Annotated in this window: 19 protein-coding genes and 2 pseudogenes; 12 read left to right on the top strand and 9 right to left on the bottom strand. The window is 65.7% G+C overall.

The window, feature by feature from the left end; all coding sequences use genetic code 11:
- Positions 1-74: 74 nt before the first annotated feature.
- Positions 75-460, bottom strand: a pseudogene (locus ACIQ1T_RS04595) (ATP-binding protein); the annotation flags it as partial.
- Positions 461-1,416: 956 nt separating this feature from the next.
- On the opposite strand from ACIQ1T_RS04595, the gene ACIQ1T_RS04590 reads away from it, so the two are divergent.
- Positions 1,417-2,811: a serine hydrolase gene (locus ACIQ1T_RS04590; protein ID WP_395943351.1), complete on the top strand. Its 1,395-nt coding sequence runs from the start codon at positions 1,417-1,419 to the stop codon at positions 2,809-2,811.
- A 432-nt stretch (positions 2,812-3,243) separates the two neighbouring features.
- A complete protein-coding gene (locus ACIQ1T_RS04585) occupies positions 3,244-3,426 on the top strand; it encodes a hypothetical protein (protein WP_395943350.1) in 183 nt (60 codons plus the stop codon).
- Between the two features lie 353 nt (positions 3,427-3,779).
- Here the strand turns inward: ACIQ1T_RS04585 and ACIQ1T_RS04580 are convergent, their stop codons facing one another.
- Complete coding sequence (locus tag ACIQ1T_RS04580) at positions 3,780-4,757, bottom strand: PAS domain S-box protein (protein WP_395943458.1); 978 nt, start codon at positions 4,755-4,757, stop codon at positions 3,780-3,782.
- A 154-nt stretch (positions 4,758-4,911) separates the two neighbouring features.
- On the opposite strand from ACIQ1T_RS04580, the gene ACIQ1T_RS04575 reads away from it, so the two are divergent.
- The 4 genes from ACIQ1T_RS04575 (at position 4,912) to ACIQ1T_RS04560 (ending at position 6,797) form a co-directional block, all read left to right on the top strand.
- A complete protein-coding gene (locus ACIQ1T_RS04575; protein ID WP_395943349.1) occupies positions 4,912-5,361 on the top strand; it encodes a response regulator in 450 nt (149 codons plus the stop codon).
- Positions 5,362-5,436: 75 nt separating this feature from the next.
- Entirely contained in the window at positions 5,437-5,682 is a 246-nt protein-coding gene (locus ACIQ1T_RS04570; protein ID WP_395943348.1) for a hypothetical protein, read from the top strand.
- A gap of 159 nt (positions 5,683-5,841) precedes the next feature.
- Entirely contained in the window at positions 5,842-6,582 is a 741-nt protein-coding gene (locus ACIQ1T_RS04565; RefSeq protein ID WP_395943347.1) for a nickel/cobalt efflux transporter, read from the top strand.
- Positions 6,582-6,797 (top strand): DUF1289 domain-containing protein, encoded by a 216-nt coding sequence (locus ACIQ1T_RS04560; RefSeq protein ID WP_395943346.1) that lies wholly within the window; start codon positions 6,582-6,584, stop codon positions 6,795-6,797. Before ACIQ1T_RS04565 ends, ACIQ1T_RS04560 begins: the two co-directional genes overlap by 1 nt.
- Positions 6,798-6,985: 188 nt before the next feature.
- On the opposite strand, the gene ACIQ1T_RS04555 is transcribed toward ACIQ1T_RS04560, so the two are convergent.
- Together ACIQ1T_RS04555 and ACIQ1T_RS04550 are read right to left on the bottom strand one after the other, a co-directional pair.
- Positions 6,986-7,393 (bottom strand): nuclear transport factor 2 family protein, encoded by a 408-nt coding sequence (locus ACIQ1T_RS04555; protein WP_395943345.1) that lies wholly within the window; start codon positions 7,391-7,393, stop codon positions 6,986-6,988.
- Positions 7,394-7,463: 70 nt separating this feature from the next.
- Positions 7,464-7,703: a response regulator transcription factor gene (locus ACIQ1T_RS04550; RefSeq protein WP_395943344.1), complete on the bottom strand. Its 240-nt coding sequence runs from the start codon at positions 7,701-7,703 to the stop codon at positions 7,464-7,466.
- A 422-nt stretch (positions 7,704-8,125) separates the two neighbouring features.
- On the opposite strand from ACIQ1T_RS04550, the gene ACIQ1T_RS04545 reads away from it, so the two are divergent.
- The 4 genes and pseudogenes from ACIQ1T_RS04545 to ACIQ1T_RS04530 form a co-directional block, all read left to right on the top strand.
- Entirely contained in the window at positions 8,126-8,704 is a 579-nt protein-coding gene (locus ACIQ1T_RS04545; RefSeq protein WP_395943457.1) for an RNA polymerase sigma factor, read from the top strand.
- Between the two features lie 10 nt (positions 8,705-8,714).
- Positions 8,715-9,710 carry a FecR family protein gene (locus tag ACIQ1T_RS04540; protein WP_395943343.1) on the top strand — a complete coding sequence of 332 codons (996 nt, stop codon included), beginning with the start codon at positions 8,715-8,717 and terminating at the stop codon, positions 9,708-9,710.
- Positions 9,711-9,780: 70 nt separating this feature from the next.
- Positions 9,781-12,741 (top strand): TonB-dependent receptor, encoded by a 2,961-nt coding sequence (locus tag ACIQ1T_RS04535; RefSeq protein WP_395943342.1) that lies wholly within the window; start codon positions 9,781-9,783, stop codon positions 12,739-12,741.
- Positions 12,741-15,077: pseudogene (locus tag ACIQ1T_RS04530) on the top strand (S9 family peptidase); the annotation flags it as partial. The gene ACIQ1T_RS04535 and the pseudogene ACIQ1T_RS04530, both read left to right, overlap by 1 nt.
- A 24-nt stretch (positions 15,078-15,101) precedes the next feature.
- Here the strand turns inward: ACIQ1T_RS04530 and ACIQ1T_RS04525 are convergent.
- The 5 genes from ACIQ1T_RS04525 to ACIQ1T_RS04505 form a co-directional block, all read right to left on the bottom strand.
- Positions 15,102-16,862 carry an asparagine synthase-related protein gene (locus ACIQ1T_RS04525; protein ID WP_395943341.1) on the bottom strand — a complete coding sequence of 587 codons (1,761 nt, stop codon included), beginning with the start codon at positions 16,860-16,862 and terminating at the stop codon, positions 15,102-15,104.
- Positions 16,859-17,503, bottom strand: coding sequence for a lasso peptide biosynthesis B2 protein (locus tag ACIQ1T_RS04520; protein ID WP_395943340.1), 645 nt, complete (start codon positions 17,501-17,503; stop codon positions 16,859-16,861). Before ACIQ1T_RS04520 ends, ACIQ1T_RS04525 begins: the two co-directional genes overlap by 4 nt.
- 56 nt (positions 17,504-17,559) lie before the next feature.
- Complete coding sequence (locus ACIQ1T_RS04515; RefSeq protein WP_395943339.1) at positions 17,560-17,697, bottom strand: hypothetical protein; 138 nt, start codon at positions 17,695-17,697, stop codon at positions 17,560-17,562.
- 55 nt (positions 17,698-17,752) lie between these two features.
- Positions 17,753-17,995 carry a hypothetical protein gene (locus tag ACIQ1T_RS04510; RefSeq protein ID WP_395943338.1) on the bottom strand — a complete coding sequence of 81 codons (243 nt, stop codon included), beginning with the start codon at positions 17,993-17,995 and terminating at the stop codon, positions 17,753-17,755.
- Positions 17,996-18,083: 88 nt separating this feature from the next.
- Positions 18,084-18,704, bottom strand: a complete 621-nt coding sequence (locus tag ACIQ1T_RS04505; RefSeq protein WP_395943337.1) for a GntR family transcriptional regulator — start codon at positions 18,702-18,704, stop codon at positions 18,084-18,086.
- A 241-nt stretch (positions 18,705-18,945) separates the two neighbouring features.
- On the opposite strand from ACIQ1T_RS04505, the gene ACIQ1T_RS04500 reads away from it, so the two are divergent.
- Positions 18,946-19,428 (top strand): helix-turn-helix domain-containing protein, encoded by a 483-nt coding sequence (locus tag ACIQ1T_RS04500; protein WP_395943336.1) that lies wholly within the window; start codon positions 18,946-18,948, stop codon positions 19,426-19,428.
- An 83-nt stretch (positions 19,429-19,511) separates the two neighbouring features.
- Positions 19,512-19,781, top strand: coding sequence for a LuxR C-terminal-related transcriptional regulator (locus tag ACIQ1T_RS04495; RefSeq protein WP_395943335.1), 270 nt, complete (start codon positions 19,512-19,514; stop codon positions 19,779-19,781).
- The last annotated feature ends 56 nt before the right edge of the window (positions 19,782-19,837 follow it).

The raw sequence follows: 19,837 nt of genomic DNA, 5'->3' as shown, positions 1-19,837 counted from the left end.
GCGTCCGGGTTGGGCGTAGGGAGGGCGTAGCCCGACCGGAGGCTCAACCCTCGCCTGGCGTTCTTCCTGGTGGGTCAGATGCGGTATTTGAAGCGCCGGCTGTCGTCGCCGGTCTCGACGATGTCGCAGTGGTGGGTGATCCGATCAAGCAGGGCGTCATCATCTTGGGATCGCCGAACACGGGGGGCCATTCGCCGAAGGCGAGGTTGGTCGTGACGATCACCGAGGTCCGCTCGCAGAGCTTGCTGACCAGGTGGAACAGGAGCTGGCCGCCGAGCGGGCGAACAGGAGGTAGCCGAGCTCGTCGAGGACCACGACGTCGAGCCGCAGAGGTGGGCCGCCAGCGCACCGGCCTTGCCCAGGCGGTCTCCTCCTTGAGGCGGTTCACCAGGTCGACGGTGTTGAAGTACCGGCCCCGGGCGCCGGCGCGCACGACGTTGGCGATGATGGCGGTGGCCAGGCGAGCAGGAGTGAAGGACAGCAGGACAGCAGTAGACCATCTCCTAAAGCCGGCAAAAGTCCTATCCGCGCGGGCGACTCGTGCGCAGCTGCATACCAAGTCGTCACGATCGCCTCGACCCGAGTTTCAGCGTTTTCCGTTTCGACAATCGATCCAGGCAAGGCTTCTGCCACCAGGCTGCATCTCTCCTTGATCCGAGACGCGGCTGCTTTGATCACTTGCGGACCATCCTCCCCGGGCACCGTCGATCCCGCAACGCCCAACGCCTTGATTTCGAGATCCCTACCCTCATCGAAAGCGCGAGCGCCATCGCCACGCGAACGGCCTTGGGCGACCAGCCCGTTCTCGAAATCCGCGAGCGCGTCTTCCGCCGGCTCGGTGTGAACGCTGTAGCCCGCAAGGCTGCAAACGTGGAGTGCGAAACTCCAAGCGCCAATGTCCCGCCCTCGATCAAGCGGATCTTGCGCCTCTGCGAACACGAGACTGGCCCCGATAAGAAGCTGTAAATCATAGGCACAATCCAGATGTGGCGAGAGCATATCGCCGCGTTGAGGCAGCGGTCGTCCTCCGCTCAATGCAGACCGCCTGCACGTTAAAATGCGACATCTATCCGGCGATAGATCTTCTCCGAGGAAGCAAAGTCTTCCGGCAAAACCAAGCCTCTCGATCATCGCAGATCTGCCCACGGACGCCGGCGCTGAGGCTCGGGGAGACCGGCCGATTCGGCGACCTAGCCGGTTCTGCCTCTCCCGCGACGCCGGAGCCCTTATCCATCCTCACATCCGAGCCGGCTGGGGAGACACCCACCCGCGAAGACGCGCGGAGATGACGGGCGACGGGCAGTTCGTATAAGCCGGGTTGAGTCATTACAAACACGTCATGCCCGCCCTGCATCCGTTGGCGACCGTCGGCGCCTCTCATCATCTCAACGCCAACGGTATGACAGGGGACATTCGATGATCACAAAGACTCTATTCCGATCCGCACGGCCACAGCGCGCCGCCGGGAGCGGCCTTGTCGTCGTCGCCGTTCTGACGCTCGGCGCGGCGGCCACGCCCGCCCTTGCGCAAGACGGGGCGCGCATGGCCCAGGTCGTAAGCGCACGCGCCAGCGAAGACGGCTTCTCCGGGTCCGTCCTCGTGGCGCGGAACGGCGAGGTGCTGCTGCAGCAGGCCGAGGGCTTCGCCAATCTCGAATGGGGGGTCCGAAATGACGGAGACACCAAGTTCCGGCTCGGCTCACTGACCAAACAGTTCACCGCCGTGGCGGTGCTCCTGCTTCGGGAGCGGGGTCAGCTCGACCTTGAAGGTCCGGTGAAAACCTGGCTGCCAGACGCGCCTTCCGCCTGGGACGCCGTCACCGTGCGCCAGTTGCTGTCGCACACCGCCGGAATTCCGGATTTCACTCGGCTCGAGGAGTATGAGGCGCGCAAAACCGCCCCGACAACGACCGGCGAGCTCTTGGCCCGGTTCCGCGACCTTCCGCTGGCGTTTACGCCCGGCGAGAAATTCGCCTATTCAAACTCCAACTATGTGGTGCTGACTGCGATCATCGAGGCGGCGAGCGGCCAGCCTTATGCCGACTTTGTCGAAGCCAATCTGTTTGGACCGCTCGCCATGGCCGACAGCGGCTATGATCGCGCCGAAGCCATCCTGCCGCGCCGGGCGGCCGGCTACGCCGTCGGCGCCGACGGCCCGGTGAACGCCGGTTTCATCGACATGAGCGTGCCCGCTGGCGCCGGGGGCCTCTATTCGACAACCCACGACCTCCTCAAATGGGAAGAGGGGCTGTTCGGCGGTCGGCTGCTGAGGCCGGAGTCCCTCGCGCTGCTGACTACGCCGGTCCGCGGCGGCTACGCCTTGGGCCTGCTGGCGACGCAGGCCGACGGACGGACGCTGGTCTGGCACAATGGCGCGGTCGACGGGTTTCGGTCCTACATGGCGTATGACCCTGCCGCCCGGACCGCCGTCATCGTCCTCGGCAATCAGGAGGGCGATGTGGTCGACAAGCTCGGCAACGATCTGGCGACCCTGTCGGTCGGCGGATCGGTGACCCTGCCGAGCGAGCGCCGGGCCATCGCCCTCGCCCCCGAAACACTGCGCCAGTACGAAGGGGTCTTCGAGCTGGCGCCGACCTTCGCCCTGACCGTATTCCTTCAGGACGGCCACCTCATGGTTCAGGCGACCAACCAAGCCCCCGCCGCCCTGTCGGCGGAGGGCGAGGATGCGTTCTATCTGACGGTTGTCGACGCCCGGATCACCTTCACCCGAAACGCCGAGGGGGCCGTCGACGGAGCCGTCCTTCACCAGGGCGGGCGCGACATGCCCGCCCGCCGCCGACCTGGGTCTTGACGCGGGCGGTCGCTTCCGCATCGGTCGGTTTGGCATCCCCGGATGCGATCGGCCAAGACCCGGACAAGCCCGCGCCGAGCGGGCGGCGCGACCGCCACGCCGGGGCTCCAGCCGCGAGCCCCGGCGTCCTCTCTCCCCCGAACCCGCGCCGCATCACCTCGCCTCTGGACATGGCCCCGGGCTCTGGAAGTGAGGCGATCCGTCGCCCTCGCGCCGGTCAAGGGATAATGCCGACAGATCTGTTCAAACGTTCGCGCCTTCACGGCTACGGGCTCGCGATCGTCGCCTGGGGACGGGCCTTCGGCCTTACCGAACACATCAGGTCGCTCATTGGCGGGCTCCGGCATGATAGTGGCCGGTCCGGAGCCGGCGGGGCGTCGCTGACGTCGCCGGCGACCCGCGGTGAAATGCCGGGCTTCATCGCAGAAGTTCATGGCCCGCCTCCTATACGAGGATGCGATGGACAATGATCTTTCGCCCGAGGAAGAGGTGATCTACATCGCCTTGGCGACACGGGCCGGCGTCATCGCCAAACGGATCCTGTCCGAAGGCGGTGTCGCCTACCTGGACGATCTCGCTGCGGAGGCCGCGCGAGAGTTCCTGCGCGCGGCCTGACGGGAGGCCGCCGCCGAACGGTTCTGCATGGAAGACCTGGCGGACCTGATCGTGGAAATCGACGCCATGATCGACACCCTCACCACGGACCAGTCGTCTTGCGCCACATCGACGCCTCGCCTCCACTGAGCCGGTCACGGCGGATACTCCGCCGCCAGCCTGTAGGCCGCTACCACGCCCTGCGCCTCGCCACCGCAGCAACCGAGGCTCGCGCGACAGAGCCCGCCCATGCCCGTTCAGGTTTCCGGTCCCTCCCTTCCGCTCCGCTAGCGCGGAGACAGGCAGGCAGGGCGTTTTGTTTGCTCAAACGGCGAAGCACAGCATCTGGCCGTTACGATCACGGCCACCTTGGCCTAGGCTGACACGGATTGAGACAATCTCTCGATGGGCGCGCGCAGGACGATGACAAGGCCTTGCGCCGTCCAGGTTCGATCGAGCGTGCCGCCCAGACCCTTCAGGCAGGTGCGTTCCAGCAGGCTCCCAAATCCCTCGGCTCCAGCACCAACATCAGCCCGCTGGGCGCCCCCGGTTTCGGACCATTCGATCTCGACGGCTCCGTCTCCGGCCATCCGACGGATCGCCACCTTCAGGTGGCCGGCCGGATGCGATAGCGCGCCATACTTGGCCGCATTGGTCGCCAGTTCGTGCAGCAGCAGAGCGAGCATCGGCAGGGCCTTTGACGACACATCATGATCATCCCCCTCGATCGCGATCGAGGCCGCCACCCCTTCGTGAGGCGCGACCAAGGCGGCCAGGAGCCCCTTGAGCGGCGTCGGCTGCATGTCCGTCTCGGCGGTGGTAAGGTCCGGCAGGGTCAGGGCGTGCGCTCGCGACAGGGCGGCGATCCTGCCGTTGAGGTCCCGAACCAGTCCGCTGACGTCCACGGCGTCTCGCGCGCTGGCCACGACCAGCCCGGCGACCATTGCAAAGAGGTTCTTGATGCGATGGTGCATCTCCCGGAGCAGCAAGGACTGCCGTTCGGCGCTCCGCCGCGTGTGGGATATGTCGCGCGCGATCTTGGACGCGCCGATGACCGCACCTGAGCTGTCGCGGACGGGTGAGACCGTAAGAGCGACCTCGATCAATTCGCCGTCCTTGCGTCGACGCACGGTTTCAATGTGTTCGATCCGCTCGCCCCGCCGCAATCGAGCAAGGATATCGTCCTCTTCTCCTTGCCGCTCCTCTGGGATGAGGGTGAGCACGGAGCGGCCCACAATCTCCTCGGCCCGATATCCGAAAAGCCGTTCCGCGGCAGGGTTCCAGCTCTGGATGACGCCGTCGAGAGTTTTGCTCAATATGGCGTCGTGAGAGTTTTCGACGACGGCGGCCAGCCAGGCGGCTGGTTCCGCCGAGAACGAGAGGGGCGAAGACGAGATGGCGATGAACTCCTTGCCTGGCGGGGACCCGTCCTCTGCCGAGCGCTACGAACGCGAAACCTAGGCGTTTATCGCCGACAGGAAAAGCACATCGACCAAGCAAAACATCTTGCGGCTGGAAACCATAACGCCTCCCAGCGCTTTCGCAGTCATGCCTTCAGAGACGGCCGCTTACGCCCTTGTTGTGGATGATGATCCGCTGGTCCTCCTCGTGTCGTGCACGATCCTGGAAGAGGCCGGTTATCGGTTTTTCGAGGCCGGCGATGTGGAAGAAGCGCTGGGCGTTCTGCGCCAGAACGGCGCATTGGTCAGCCTGTTGTTCACGGACGTGGAGATGCCGGGGAGCGGGAACGGCTTTGACCTTGCTCGCCAAGTTTCCCAGGATTGGCCGAACATCACCATCGTCGTCGCCAGCGGCCGCGTGGCGCCAGGCCCGGGCGACCTTCCCGCCTCAGCGACCTTCCTGTCCAAACCCTTCACCGCCGACGTCGTGCTAGAACATCTCCGGCGGGTCCTGCCCGGAGATCAGAGGCCGGCGTCCTTGTCAGCCGAAACCTGAATTCCGGTTTGGCTCGCCCTCAATCTGGAGCGCCGTCTCTTCCAATGCCCCTGTTGGCGGAGGCACGATGAAGCCTTGGCTGATCAGATGGAATACCTGAGAGACGCCGATGCCCCCTTTGCAGACCTGCTGTCGCAGGGCTCGGCCCCCCGTGTGGCTGTTCATCCCCTCCGCCCTGTTGCTGGGGGCTTTGCATGGCTCGAGCCGGGCCACTCCAAGACCATGATGGCGGCCTTTATCGTCGCGGTTCGCGGGCCCCTCTGGCAGGCGATCCTGCTCGGCCTTTCCGCGACCCCATACGGCCATCGGCGATCGCCCTGACCGGCCTCTACTTCGGTCGCTACTTCGACGTCGAGGCCTCGGAGGGCTGGTTCCAGCTGGCCTCTGCGGTAATCATTCTCAGGGTTGCCGCGTGGATGATGTTTGCGACACGGCGAGAGCAGAACGCCGTTCATAACGAGCACGACCACCATCACGACCATGAGTACGATCCAACGATGTCCGCTGGATAGACAGGGGCCACGGCGCTGTCGGTCTGAGCGTGTTCGAGGATGGCGTTCCACCGCGATTCCGCGTCGCTCCCCAACACGGGCGGGTTCCGAGCGCCCAGTCGATTACCGTGACGACCAGCCCACCCGACGGCGCGGTGCAGACCTTCGCCTTCGAAGCCCGGGACGGCCTTCTGGAATCGACCGACGAGATCCCGGAACCCCACGCTCCACAGCGCGCCTCAGCCTGAACCATGGTCATCCCAGCCATGACTTCGAGGTCGAGTTCGCCGCGCATAACCACGATCAGGGCCACGATCACGGCGGCCTGGATGTTTCCGACCCCGGCTATCAGGATGCGCACGAGCGCGCCCATGCCAACGAAATCAAGAGGCGGTTCGCCAACCGCAAGGTCACAACCTGGCAGATCATGCTTTTCGGCCTGACTGGCGGCCTGATTCCCTGCCCGGCTTCGATCACCGTGCTGCTGCTCTGTTTGCAGCTCAAACAGGTCGCGCTCGGGGCCACTCTGGTGCTCTGCTTCTCGATCGGGCTGGCCGCGACCATGGTCACGGTCGGGGTGGCGGCTGCCATCGGGATGCGGCATGCCGAGAAGCGCTGGTCGGGCGGCTTCGCGGCCTTCGCTCGTAAGGCCCCCTTTGCGTCCGGCGGCCTGATCGCCGTCGTCGGTCTTGTCCTGACCTGGCAGGCCGTCGTGGCGTTAACGTCCTGATGGCGGAGACGCCCTGCATCGACGTGTGCACCTTCGATGGCCGCTCTGGTCAGTGCGAAGGCTGTGGTCGGACGCGGCCCGAGATCGCCGGGTGGCGCAAGCTCAGCCCCTATCAGCGGCGCGTGATCGAACGCGAGCTGCCACGTCGCCTTGCAAAGATCGCCAGCACAGGGCCTGGGAGTGCGCCCGACGTCGAAGGCGAGGAAATCGATTAGCGCCCTGTTGACCCTCCACATCCATCGCTCGACCTTGGAATCCGTCCGAAGGTTGATACGATGGCTTCGGCGGGCCTCGGCTGTATAGCCCTCGATCTTGAGCCAGGGGACGCTCTGCGTCGGCGGCGATCGCGGATGAAGAGGCCGAGCTTCGCACAGAAGTTCCCGGCCCGCCCCCTACTCTGTCGTCACCACCGGGCGGCGCTGAGCCGGCGCCAGCGGTCGAGCTCTGCGCGCGGCACGTCAGCGAGATCGGCGTGGTCGCGCCAACGCGTGATCACGCCGCCCTCGACCTCAAATAGATTGATCGCCCGGACGCTCATCAGGCCGCCACGGCGCGCTCCCAACAGATAGACGCTCTCAGCGATGACCAGACCCTCGTCGACGACCGCCTTCAGGATGTGAAGCTCGAAGAGCGCATAGGTTTGAAACAGACGACGCCAGAAGCCCAGCAGCGCGGCGCGACCTCTGAGTTCGCCGGCGATGTCGAACTGGGCGGCGACGTGTTCGGCGAGGTAGGATTCCAGGCGGCGCGCATCGCGAGAGGCGATCTCCCCGGCAAAAGCTTGGACGACGTCTCCGGGCATAAGCGACATGATCACCGTTCAGGCGATGATCGTGCTCCGATTCTCGACGAAATATCACGCTCCGCGTGTGAGCCGCGGTTCAGTCGGGGTCGATGATGCCGGATCGAACCGCCACAGCGACAGCCTCGATCCGTGTCCGGACGCGCAGCTTGGCGCACACCTTCTCCAGATAGCTGTCGACCGTCCTTGGGGAGAGGCCGAGGATGGCTCCGATATCCCCCGAACTCTTGCCTCGGCTGACCCAGACGACGCACTCCAGTTCACGCGGGCTCAATGCATGGCTTTGCGGCGATAGGTTCGATTGAGAGGCGGACGTCATGATTTTACTCACGTTCGACGCTGAACCCTATCTGCGGTTTCGTCGCCAGCAACGCCAAGACCTTGCGCAATCTCCGCAAAAAAGTTGCGCAGTTGGTCGGGCATGCACCGGCGCTGATCGGCCGCGCTGAACGCCCCGGTGACTTGCTCCGCCCGTCCCGGGCGCCTACACGGGGCCCCGTCGGGCGCCGTCATATAGGGACGGAGCGGGAGCCGGGGTCCGCCCATGGCGGAGGCGGCGTTTCATCCTGAAGTAGCGGGCCTCTTCGCAGAGGATTCCTCGCCCGACCCCTCCGCCTTGCACCGGGACTCGGTTTGATTCATGCTTCGGCGTCGGCGCTTGCGTCGATAGGGGCCGGGAATCCCCTGTGCGAAGCTCAACCTTTACGACCGTGCGACTGAGGCGCGGCGTCCGTCCGCTTGGTGATCGCGGCGCACCTGTTCGTGCGCGTGGCGTCCTGCGGGCGCGCTCCTGGATTCCTGCCGCCTGAACACCGGCTGGAGGTCGCCTTGAGCGATGCAAAGGAGTTGAATTCGGGCGCCGCGGCGAGTCTCAACGGGCTCTATCGCCGCTATTCGGGATGGCTCGGCCAGCGCCTGCGTGGACGCGTGGGCGTCGATGAGGCCGCCGATGTCGTGCAGGAAACCTATCTGCGCATCGCGCCCTACCTGCTTGACGAAATCCGGCACCCCAAGGCTCTTCTTCTGAGGGTCGCCCTCAATCTCGTGCGGGACGAACGGCGACGGCTAAGTCTGAGGGATCGGGCGCTCGGAGCCGCTGCGCCGCTGGCTCCGTCTTTTTCCGACAGCCCGGTCGACCGCCTGCTTCTCAAGCAGATCTTGCTGACGATGCCGCCGCTCTACCGGGACGTCTTCGTCTTGAGCCGGTTTGACGGTATGACATATTCGGAGATCGCTCTGGCTCAAGGGATCAGCTTGGCTACGGTAGAACGTCGGATGGCCAGGGCTGTTGAGCACTGCATGGCGCAACTGGACGTCTAAGGCACGCACGATGACTGCCGATACCGACCTGGACGTGAGACGACGCGAGGCGGCCTCCTGGTTCGCCCTTCTGAACCAGAAGCGCGTGTCAGCATCAGACATCACCGCTTTCAGCCAATGGCGGCGGACCCCCGAGAATGCTGCGGCCTATGCCCGCGTCGAAGCGATGTGGGACGCTGCGGAGACCCTGAAAGGCGACGCGGATGTCGCTGCCCTCACGCAGGGCGCACGCGCGCGCGCGGACGCGTCCAGAAGGGCCCGCGCGCGGCTGTCCGGCGTGCTGGTCCCTATTGGCGCGGTGGCGGCCATCGCGGCCGTCTCACTCACCCTCTTGGTCTGGTCAGGCCGAAGCCAGGCCTATGAGACCGGGCTGGGTGAGCGCCGTCTGGTCGTCCTCGCCGACGGCTCGCGCGTGACGCTCGACACGGACTCCCGCATCAGCGTCAAGCTGTACCGAGGCCGACGCGCGGTCGAGCTGGCCAGCGGCCAGGCCTTCTTCGAGGTTCAGGGTGATCGCAGCCGGCCGTTCGTGGTGAGCGCCGGCGGCACCGACATCACAGCCGTTGGAACGCGATTCGACGTCCGGCGGGCCGGCGACGGCGCACAGGTCACCTTGCTGGAGGGGAAGGTCGATGTCCGGGACCGCGCGACGCCCTCGTCGCCGTGGTCTCTCGCGCCTGGCCAGCAGATCGTCACTGCGTCGCGGCGCCCGGCGGTGCGACAGGTGGATGTCGTATCCGAGACAAGCTGGACTGCCGGTCGCCTGGTTTTCGACGGCGACACGGTCGAGTCGGCGGTCGCCGAGGTCAACCGTTACACCGCGACCAAGATCGTCCTGGAGTCGCCGACGATCGCCGGCATCGCCGTGAGCGGCGCCTTCAATACCGGCGACCTCGATGGCTTTGTCTCCGCCCTGACCGGCCTCTACCCCGTCGTGGCCGAGCGGAACGCGACAGGCCAGATCGTCATTCGTGACGCGGCCGCAAAAAATGCGGCGGTGCGCTGAGGGGTTTTGCCGCGCCCCTTCGTCTCTTCCCCGACCCGCATCACTGCGGATACTCACCTCGGGGGTTTTAATGCGTTTCGGTTCCTCTTCCTCCGCGCTCGGCGCGCTCGCTCTTGTCCTTGCCGCGGCCACGCCGGTCGTGGCTCAAGCTCAGTCTCCAGCGGTCCAGTTCCGCGTCCCGGCCGGCCCGCTCCAGACCGCTCTGCCGCTGTTCGCCCAGCAAAGCGGCGAGCAGATTCTGTATTCCACCGATCTGGTGATCGGGCGCCAGACGCCTGGCGTCAGCGGCGCTCTGAGCACGGACCAGGCGCTGGCGGCGCTCCTGCAAGGCACGGGTCTGCGCGCGCGGCGGACGAGCCCGAACACCCTGGTGGTTTACGATCCCGGAGCCCGGGCGGAGATGACGGACGACGCCGTCGAGATCGAAGATGTCGTCGTCACGGGCAGCCTCATCCGCGGTGTCGCTGACGGCCCCTCGCCCGTCGTCACGGTAACTCGGGACGACATCGATCGGCAGGGGCACGGCACGGTCGCGCAAGCGCTGGCCGCCCTGCCCCAGAATTTCGGCGGCACCGGCAACGACGCCGCGATGAGCAACGGTGGCGACCGGACCGGAACGAACAGCTTCTACGCATCCGGGGTCAATCTGCGCGGGCTCGGCAGCGATGCAACGCTTGTCCTGGTGAACGGCCGTCGCATGGCCGGAACGGGAAACAAGGGAGATTTCGCCGACGTCTCCACGATCCCGACGAGCGCCGTCGCCCGGATCGACGTCCTGCTGGACGGCGCATCGGCATTGTATGGCGCGGACGCGATCGGCGGCGTGGTCAACATCATTCTGCGCGAGGACTATGACGGCGCCGAAACGCGCGTCCGCTATGGCGCGACCGGAGACGGCGCGAGCGATGAGTTTCAGATGGGTCAGACCTTCGGCCGCCGTTGGTCCTCTGGGTCGATCCTGGGCACCTACGAGTTCAACGAGCGCAGCCGGTTGGCCGCTTCCGAGCGCGACCGGGCGAACGATGCAGACTTGCGGCGCTTCGGCGGGTCAGACCGACGCCGCAATTTCAGCAATCCCGGTAATATCGTTGTCTTCGACGCCGCCGCCGGCGGCTATGTGACGACCTACGCAATTCCCTCGGGTCGAAACGGGGTTGGTTTGCAGCCGGGCGACTTCATCGCCGGCCAGAGCAACCTCTACAATCACCGCGAAGGCCTGAACGTGTTGCCGCAGCAAACGCGACACAGCGCCTACCTGGCGCTCAATCAGGACCTCGGCGACCGAATCTCTCTCAATGCGGACCTGCGCTACGGGCTGCGCGATTTCGAGGCGGTGTCTCAGGGGTTTCCAACAACCTTCACCGTGACCTCCGCCAATCCGTATTTCGTCTCGCCGACGGGAGCGACGTCGCACATCATCGCCTACAATTTCGGTCGTGACCTCGGGAACCCGAGGATCAGCGGTCGCGCCGAAAGTCTCGGGACATCGGTCGGCGCGAAGATCGACTTGGCGGGAAGCTGGCGGCTCGACGCCTATGTCGCCTACGCGCGCGAGTACGGCGAGAACGCGAGCACGAACCAGTTGAACTCGACCTTCCTGCGCGAAGCGCTGGGCGCAATCGCCGACAATCCGGCGACCGCCTACAGCGCGCCACGCGACGGCTACTTCAATCCCTTCGCGGACGGCTCGAACAGTTCGCCTGGCGCGCTCGCCTTCATCGGCTCGGGCTGGGCTCGCGGCGAGGGGGAGACGACCGTCTCGTCCGTCAACGCCTTGGCGGACGGGACCCTCTTCACCCTGCCCGGGGGTGAGGTGAAGCTCGCCGCGGGTGTCGCCTTTCGCCGCGAGACCTTCGACAGGCAGGATTCGAGCTTCACCTCGGGCGTGACGCCGACGATCGGCGCGCCCGTCGCGTTTGACCGCGAGGTGGCGTCCGCCTTCGCGGAGCTTCGCATCCCGCTCTTCCGCGCTGACAACCGCCGAGCAGGGTTCGAACGGCTGGAGCTTTCGATTGCAGGCCGTTTCGAGGACTATTCCGATGCCGGGCAGACGACGAGCCCGAAAATCGGTCTCCTGTGGCAGCCCCATTCCGATCTTGTGCTCCGCGCCAACTACGGCGAGTCCTTCCGCGCGCCGGCGCTGCGCGAACTGCATGAATCGGCGGACCAGAGCCCCACTTTCCTGCCGCGCGGATCCCAGCAGGTGCTGGCCGAGATCCTCTACGGCGGAAATCCCGATCTCGAGCCCGAACAGGCCAAGAGCTGGACGGTCGGTGGAGACTATCGGCCGTCGTCGGTTCCCGGCGTCCACGTCGGCCTTAATCTGTTCCGGATCGATTTCGACAACCAGATCGGCCAGCCGGCCTTCACCGCCTTGACCACCGCCCTCACCAACCCGGCTCTGGCGGCCTTTGTCCGCATCATCGATCCGATCAATAACGCGCAGGATCGCGCAGACATGCAGGCGTTGCTGGATCTGCCGACGACGGCGCTGGCCGACCTGTTTCCGGCGGAGGCCTACGGGGCCATCGTCGACGCGCGGTTTGTCAACACGTCCAGTGTTCTGCTGGAAGGCGTCGACGCCAACCTCGGTTACGCATTCGACGTCGGCGACCACGCCTTCGAGGTCGACGCCAACGTCACCTATCTCGGGCGGTTCGACACCCACGCGACCCCGAGCGCGCCCGTCCAGTCTGGCATGAACAGTCCCAATCTCCCCGTGGATCTGCGCGGACGCGCTTCGGCGAGCTGGAGCTACCAGGACTGGGGCGCATCCATGGCCATCAACTACGTGGACGGCTATCCTGAGGTCACGGGGCGTCGGATCGGCTCCTGGACGACAGCCGATATCCAGCTTCGCTATTCACCTGAGCAGGGCTGGCTCGGCGGTACGTCCGTCACACTCAACGTCCAGAATCTTCTGGACGCGGACCCGCCCTTCTACGATGCGCCGGAAGGTGTGGCCTATGATGCCGCCAACACCAATGTTCTCGGCCGCTTCATCTCTATCCAGCTGACCCGGCGCTGGTGATGAAGTCCCTTCTTGGCCTTGCGGCTGCGGCGACCGTTCTGGTCGCCGCGAGCGCGGCGGTGTGCCAGGCGCCGCCCCGGACCGACGCCCTCCGTCCCTTCACGATCGACGACCTCCTCAGTCACGAAGACCTCGGCAATGTCCGCATCTCCCCGGACAGCCGCTGGATCGTCCTCGAACGTGAGGCTCCCTGGAACACGGCGGCGACATACAAATACGACTACTACACAGAGGCATTGCTGAGCCGCCTGCTCGTCTTTTCCGCCATTGACGGGACACTCAGCCACGCTCTCGAGGATCCGGGCCACTCTGCCGGGTTCACCTCCGGGCCGTTCTCCCCGAGCGGCGGGCATATGGTCGTCTACCGCCTATCCGACACGGGATGGCGTATGGGCGTCATGGTATTGGCTACGGGCGCGGTTCGCTGGCTCGACCTGTCACCCGAGCCCGCGCGTTTTGGCGAAACGGTCGCCTGGCGCTCGGAGACGGAACTCCTGGTCGTGGCCCGGCGCAACGGCGCCTTGCCGTATATCATCGGCGTCTATGAACAATCGGTCGTGAGACAGACCGAGCTCTGGCGACGGGCGCAGGGCGGACATTCTCCGTCTTCGATCGCGACGTCCAGCGGCGCAGCGCGCGATAGCCGGGACAAGGGGACGCCTCAACAGCTTCTCCTGGTTGATCTCACGACCGGCCGCGAAACGCTCCTCCTTGAAGGTGCGATCATCGATGTTGCGCTGTCGCCTGACGGCCGCTCAGCCGCTACGCTGCTCGACGGTGATGACATTCAATACGGTCTCGACACCGTGATGTTCACCGGCACGCCTAAACGCGTGCGCCGTATTCTGCTCACCGATCTCGAGACGGGCGCGACCGTCGAGCCCCTGCCCAACCAGGATTTCACATCGCATCTGATGAGCTGGTCGCCGCGGTCCGATCGGCTGATCGCCTTCGCACGCGCCCTTGGCGGCCGCTTCGAAACCGGACGGTTCTGGCTCATTGACCAAGCCGGGGTCGCGAGCCCGGTCGATCTGGGCGACGCCACGCCCGCGATCGACGGCGACAGCCAGACCATACCCATCGCGCGCGCCACCTGGGACGGTGACCGCCCGATCTTCCAGGTTCAAACGGCCGAGGGCGAGAAGGCGTGGATGACGACGGACCCGGACGGACGCCGACAGACCGTGGCCCAGGTGGAGGATGGGGAAGCCGTCGTCCGTTTCGACGGCGCGACCTACATTCGCCGCAGCGATGGCCTGACGGCCTTTCAAGACGGCCGCCCGCGCGCCCGTGTTCCGGGCCGCCTCGTCGACGCCGGGACATCGACCGATCTTGGGGCGCGGGACACACAAAACCCGACGGCGGAACGCCTCGGTCAGTCTGTATTTCTCGACCCGGAAGGGTGTTTGCGGCCTTCCAATGGTTTGGCCCACTGCTTCGGGCCGCTCCCCGCTGACGAGACGATCACGGCCGCCAGTCCAGACGCTGCGTTCATCGTGAGCTTACGCCGGTCCCTAGGCGGCGCGACGCAGGTTCGACTTCGAACCCCATCGGATAGTTTTGAACTGGCGACTTTAAACGCCGAGCTCGATCAACGCGCGTGGGGCGACGTCGTCCCTGTCGAAACGAGGGGACCGGAGGGTCGGCTCGTTCGAAGCTGGTTGCTCTTGCCGGCCGCCCCTACCTCGGCGCCTCCCCCCGTTGCGGTGATCGCCTACCCGGGCCGAGTGTATCCGGCTCCGCCTCCACGGTTGCTGCCGGGTTCTCTGCAGCTGCACATCAACCCGGCCATCCTTTCCGCTGCGGGCTATGCCGTGCTTATGCCCAGCCTGCCGGAGCGGGCGTCGCCCTCATCTGATCTGGGTGACCTCGGTCCTGAGCTCGCCGCGATCGTCCAGGCCGCCTGCGCCGCGTCCCGGTGTGATGCCGAGCGAGCCGCCCTGATAGGGCACAGCTTCGGCGGCTACGGCGTCCTTCGGGCAGCGACCCAGACCGACGCCTTCAGGGCCATTATTGCTTCGAACGGCTACGGCGACCTTAGCGAGGCTTATGAACCGCGGCTGTACTCCAGCCTGAGCGGTGAGGCCGGCGTCTCGATCCAGAGCGGCTGGCTCGAAGGCGGGCAAGGCGGTCTCGGCGTCCCTTTGGGAACGAATCCGCGTCGCTACATCGATCGCAGTCCGCTGTATGCTGTCGATCGTATCCATACGCCGACCCTGCTCATCCAGAGCGACTTCGACGGCTCCCGCTTCGACTCGATCTTCGGGGCTCTGTATCGCCTCAACCGCGAGGCGGAACTGGTCACCTACTTCGGAGAAAGCCACGAGTTCGTCAGCCCGGCCAACATCCGCGACCTGCACCTACGCATTCTCGCCTGGCTGGACCGCTATCTTGGCCCGTCTGACCCGCGCGATGCGAGCCTCCCAGGTCCTCGCCCAGACCTCCAGCGCGCTGAGAATGAGAAAGCGGTTGGTGGCGGGGTCCCAGATTAGGCTGGCGTCGGACAGAGCCTGATCGAACCCGTCGGTGTCGATCAGGCCCTGGTCCGCCAACCGACCATCCACGAGAAGCTCCTTGAACACCGCCGCGCTCTGTCTCACGACCAGTGCGTAGAAGCGACTGAGGTCCCCCTTGTCCCTCCTCTCCACGATCGGCGACGGCAGTCTGTCCGCGAACGCTGCTCGCGCCAGGCCGCGATCGCGGGCACCAAGGGTGAGACGGTCGGTGGGAATGGCAAGGCAGTGCTCCATGACGGGCTGAGTGAGCAGCGGATGGAGAAGGGTCGCTGAACGGGCGCGCAGGCAGTCGCTCCAGTACGTCTGGCAGTTGGCCAGTTGCTGGACCTGGCGCGCCTTGCCCGGGGCGAGCGATCCCGCTCCCTCGAGCCACCTGTGCCGTCTCCCCGGCGCCAGCGGTCGGGGTTTAGGAAACAGGCTGTGTCGGGCGATGGTCCAGACCGAATGCCGCGTCCAGCGCGCGACGGCCGCCAAATGGCTTGGCTCAAGCCCCCAGAGCCCTTCACGTCGGATCCGATCAGCGAACACCAAGGGGTCGGGCGACTGGAAAAACACCGCGTCGCCGCCCTGCCCGGTCAGCAAACCTGTCGCGCGAACCTTGCGGGCCCGACCGGCCATGTCGGCGTCGTAAACCATGTCGACGCCGTGCAGCGCCGGGCGCACGCTTTGGCCGAGCGGATCAAACTGTCGACGGCTCAAAGGGGCGATCGGCTTGTGGATCTCTTCCAGGCTCACGCCCAGGGTCGCGGCGGCCGCTCTCGCGAACGTCCGCTCATCGCCTTCGGGCTGATCATCGAAGTAGTTCACGAACCGCGACCGCCGTGCGCCGCCCGTTTCTACGAGGCTGGCCGCGATGATCGCGGAATCCAGACCGCCGGAGATTTCGGTAACGATCCGAGCGTGTCCATCGACCGAAGCCGCGACAGCGCGATCCACGACATCGACCATGGCGCCGGGACGGTCATCCCAATGACGGGCGGCGGCCGCGAAGCGGGCCGGCGTCCACACCGCGCCCTGGGTGACGGTACGGCCGATCCGCGCCAAACCGCCCGGCATGACGGCCTCCAGACCGGTAAGGGCAAGCGCGTCGGACGCCAGGTTCACCGCGCCGACGATTTCCCCAAGAACGTCCCAGTCGATCGCCAGATCATCCGGCATGAGGGGGTCCAACGCGTCTGGGGGCTGGCTTGTCGCGAGCCCTGCAGAACCATAACGCCAGCAAACACAGTCCAGCGCCCCGCTCGGGTCTCGAAGAAGGCGCAGATCACCGTCATCATCCCGCCAGACGAAGACGTATCGGCCCCAGCCCTGAGACACCACGGCACTTGCCAGTGCTTCGGCCGATCGATGAAGCGCGACTAGGGTGGACAGGAATTCCCCGTCTCCAAGCCAGTCTCCAATCAGGATGTGGCGACGCTGGACCTGAGTGACCTTCAGCGGGGATTCCGGTCCGAGATAGACGCTCAGTCCGTCGATCTCGAGCGCCTTGCGCCAACCCCCGCCTTCCAGTCCACGAATGGCGCGGACGACATCCGGTCGCACGCGTCCACGATCAGCCTGGTCGATGACCACGTAGCCGCGAAGATCTGGCGTCGCGAGCGTCATCGGCAATAGATCGGCGTATAGGCGGCGAGCCGCTCGATGTCGTCGTTCAGACAGACGTCACCGACCTGGACCCAGCAGTGCGCGGAAAAGGGCCAGAGGCGAACTCCGAAGACCCAGTCCGCCGACAAGCCGGCGCGTCTCAAGTAGCTCATCAGGACCGCCGAGCGGACGAGGCATTCGCCCTCGATCGGCAGCCATGGCGAAAGTCGCCAGAACGCCCTCGCCTCGCGGGTGACCCTCTCGGGGCTCACGGCGCCGCCGGGCCCCGGCGCCACCGCGAGAATCGGACGCAGGCCTGTCCCGCGCAGGGCGCGACGAACATCGCTCACGGCGCACAGCCCTCGCAGCACCTGACGCGGTGAGACCCGCGAAGGCGCGTCGTGAATTACGGTCCGCATCGGCAAGGCCGGCGGCGGTCGGAACGGCGCAGAACCATTACCGCCTCCAAGCCCCGCCGCCTCGATTGCGGCTGCGGTCGGCCCGTGCAGGCGTCGCACGGAGAGGCCCCCGGGCTCGACACCACACGCCCCATTCGGAAGGCAAAGATAAGCGTCAGCGCCGAGGTCGATCAGGGCGAGGTCCTCGCCCACCACGACTCCATGCACATCGTCTCCCAGCACCACGCTCGCCTGCTGGCCCATAGCCATGTCGTCGCACGCTGCGGCTGGCGCTCGTCCGGGACCGTCCGGGCTCATCGCTAAGACCGCGCCCGAAGCGATGTCGGCGCAATGTAGAAATAGGGCGGGATGAGTTCGGTCAGGTCGCCAAAGTCGCAGGCGCGGGTTGTTTGGCGAACGGAGCCGCAGACGATCAGTGTGGAGGCGCGAACTTTCATGGCAATCTCCTGTAGCGAACGGAGCCCCCGGCGACCCGAAGGCTCCGCCGGCCGCTCAGCTGAGGCGGATTTCCGCGGTGGCGTAGCGAAGCTCGGGGACGAGCTCCGACCGCTTGCCGTCCTCGACCGCCCGCGTTTCGTCGCGCGCGGAGCCCAGCCGCGTGACCTCGGATCCCACACCCGCCTTCGTGTAGAACTGGCCGCCGATGAGCTCCATGTGAGTCCCATCGCTATCGGCACGGGTTTCACGCCGCGCGGAGCCCAGTGCGATCAGGCTCGAAATCGTTGCTTTCAACATAGCCTACCTCCTTCATCCGACCGGAATGGCCGGTCATGACAGAAGGCGGCGGGCGCATCATATTTTCAAACTATATTTGCAATATACTTCACGCAGACTGCCGCATCACCTTCTCGACCGACTGCGCAAGGTTAATGCGGCCTTGATGATACTTGTCCACAGCTTTGACGACCTCGGCCGCGCCCCTCTCTGAATCGAGACGATCGATCTCGATCACCAGGTCCCAACCCGTGTCTTGAAGCAGCGCCTCGATCCGCCGGATGGGTCTGAGCTGCGCCGTCACACGTCGAAAGGCTTCCACCACGGCGCTGTTCCCGCCTTGCTGCGCCAGGCGATCGAACACGCTCTCGATGCGCTGGATTTCATCCTCAGCGGCGTCCACCGGGAACAGGTCGGGCAAGACCACCTCCGAAGCCGACCCTCTGAGGAACTGGCGATGAAGCTGGTAAAGTCCAACAATATCAGCGGCGGTCGGACTCGGTGCGAAATAGCCGCGTCCGGGGCGGTGCTCGATGATCCCCTCCCCGGCCAGATGGGCGAGCGCCTCGCGCACCGGGGTGGGACTGAGGCCGAGTTCCGTTGCCAGACTGGTGGCGACCAGGGGATGCCCCCAGCCGAACCGCCCGGCGGCGGCGTAGCCGGCCAGGGCGGTTCGCGCGACGGCGAAGTGATCTCTCTCCCGCATCACGCCCCGCCGGGTGATCGCCATGTCGGCGTCGCGCGCGAGCCATCGGCCTCGCGATTGACGGAGTTAGGCGATGCGAGAGTAGCTGGGCGGCGCTGACTAGTTTTCATTCAAGTACCGCATGTTCTTTGCGCACCTTCCGCAAGACTTGGGACACCGTGAGCTTCCCGTCTTTCATTTGATGCTCAACTGCCCCATTTTTCAACCACCGGGAGTACGGCGTCGTGAATCGCGTTGACCTCCACAACCCGAGGCAGCCGAGCTGATGGAAAGCGATCGTCCCCGCTCTCAGAATGAAATCCTAGGCGCCGCGCTGCGGCTGGTTCGCCTGCATCGTCGCATGAGGCCGGCCGAGGTCGCCGAGGCCATGGGCATGGCCAAGCGGTCGTACGAACACTTCGAAGCGGGAAAAGGGAAGATCAATCTCGACCGCATCCACCGCTTCGCAGCGGCCACAGACAGCGATCCCTACGCGATTATCGACTGCATGGCGCTCGGGTCGCCGGAGTTCGCCGTCCGCTGCGCGGACAACAAGGCGATGCTCGCGCTCAGGGTCGCGGCCCAGGAGTTCGATGAGGCGGTGGGCGACGCGATCATGGAGTTGGACACACGCTCGATCATCAATGCCTTCACCCGGGCTTTGAAGGACCTCGGGATGCAGGCGGTGAGACGGGACGACGAAGCGAAGGCCTGGCTGGCGGACCGTATCGGTCGGCTCGTCACGCCGTCCTCGGAGGAAGACGGCTAAGGTTCGCTCGCCTCACACCGTAAATTCCCTGCGTGGACCTTGCGGTCTTGCCGCAAACTTCGATCCGGGTCTGGCTTGAGTCCATGTCCCAATCGCTCATCCGATCGCAGGACGAGGACGGCTTGCCGATGGCCAAGCGCCTGTCCGAACGCCAAGCCGACTGCCTGCGTCTCGCCGCGCAGGGCATGCCGTCGCGCGAGATCGGTCGTCGCTTGCGGCTCTCCGCCCGGACTGTCGATGACCACATCCTGCTCGCTTGCAGGGCGCTTGGCGTCAGGACTCGCGTCCAAGCCGTGGCGCGGCTGGCGGGCGACGACCGCCGGGCGAGCGAACCCCGCACCTTCACCCCGTAGCTTCCCGGTGGCGCCCTGACGGATCGAACAGGCGCGCCTGATACGCTCTGCTGAGG

It is taken from the genome of Brevundimonas sp. (assembly GCF_044336875.1).
Taxonomy (GTDB): Bacteria; Pseudomonadota; Alphaproteobacteria; order Caulobacterales; family Caulobacteraceae; genus Brevundimonas.
This window is presented reverse-complemented; position numbering and strand designations above follow the sequence as displayed.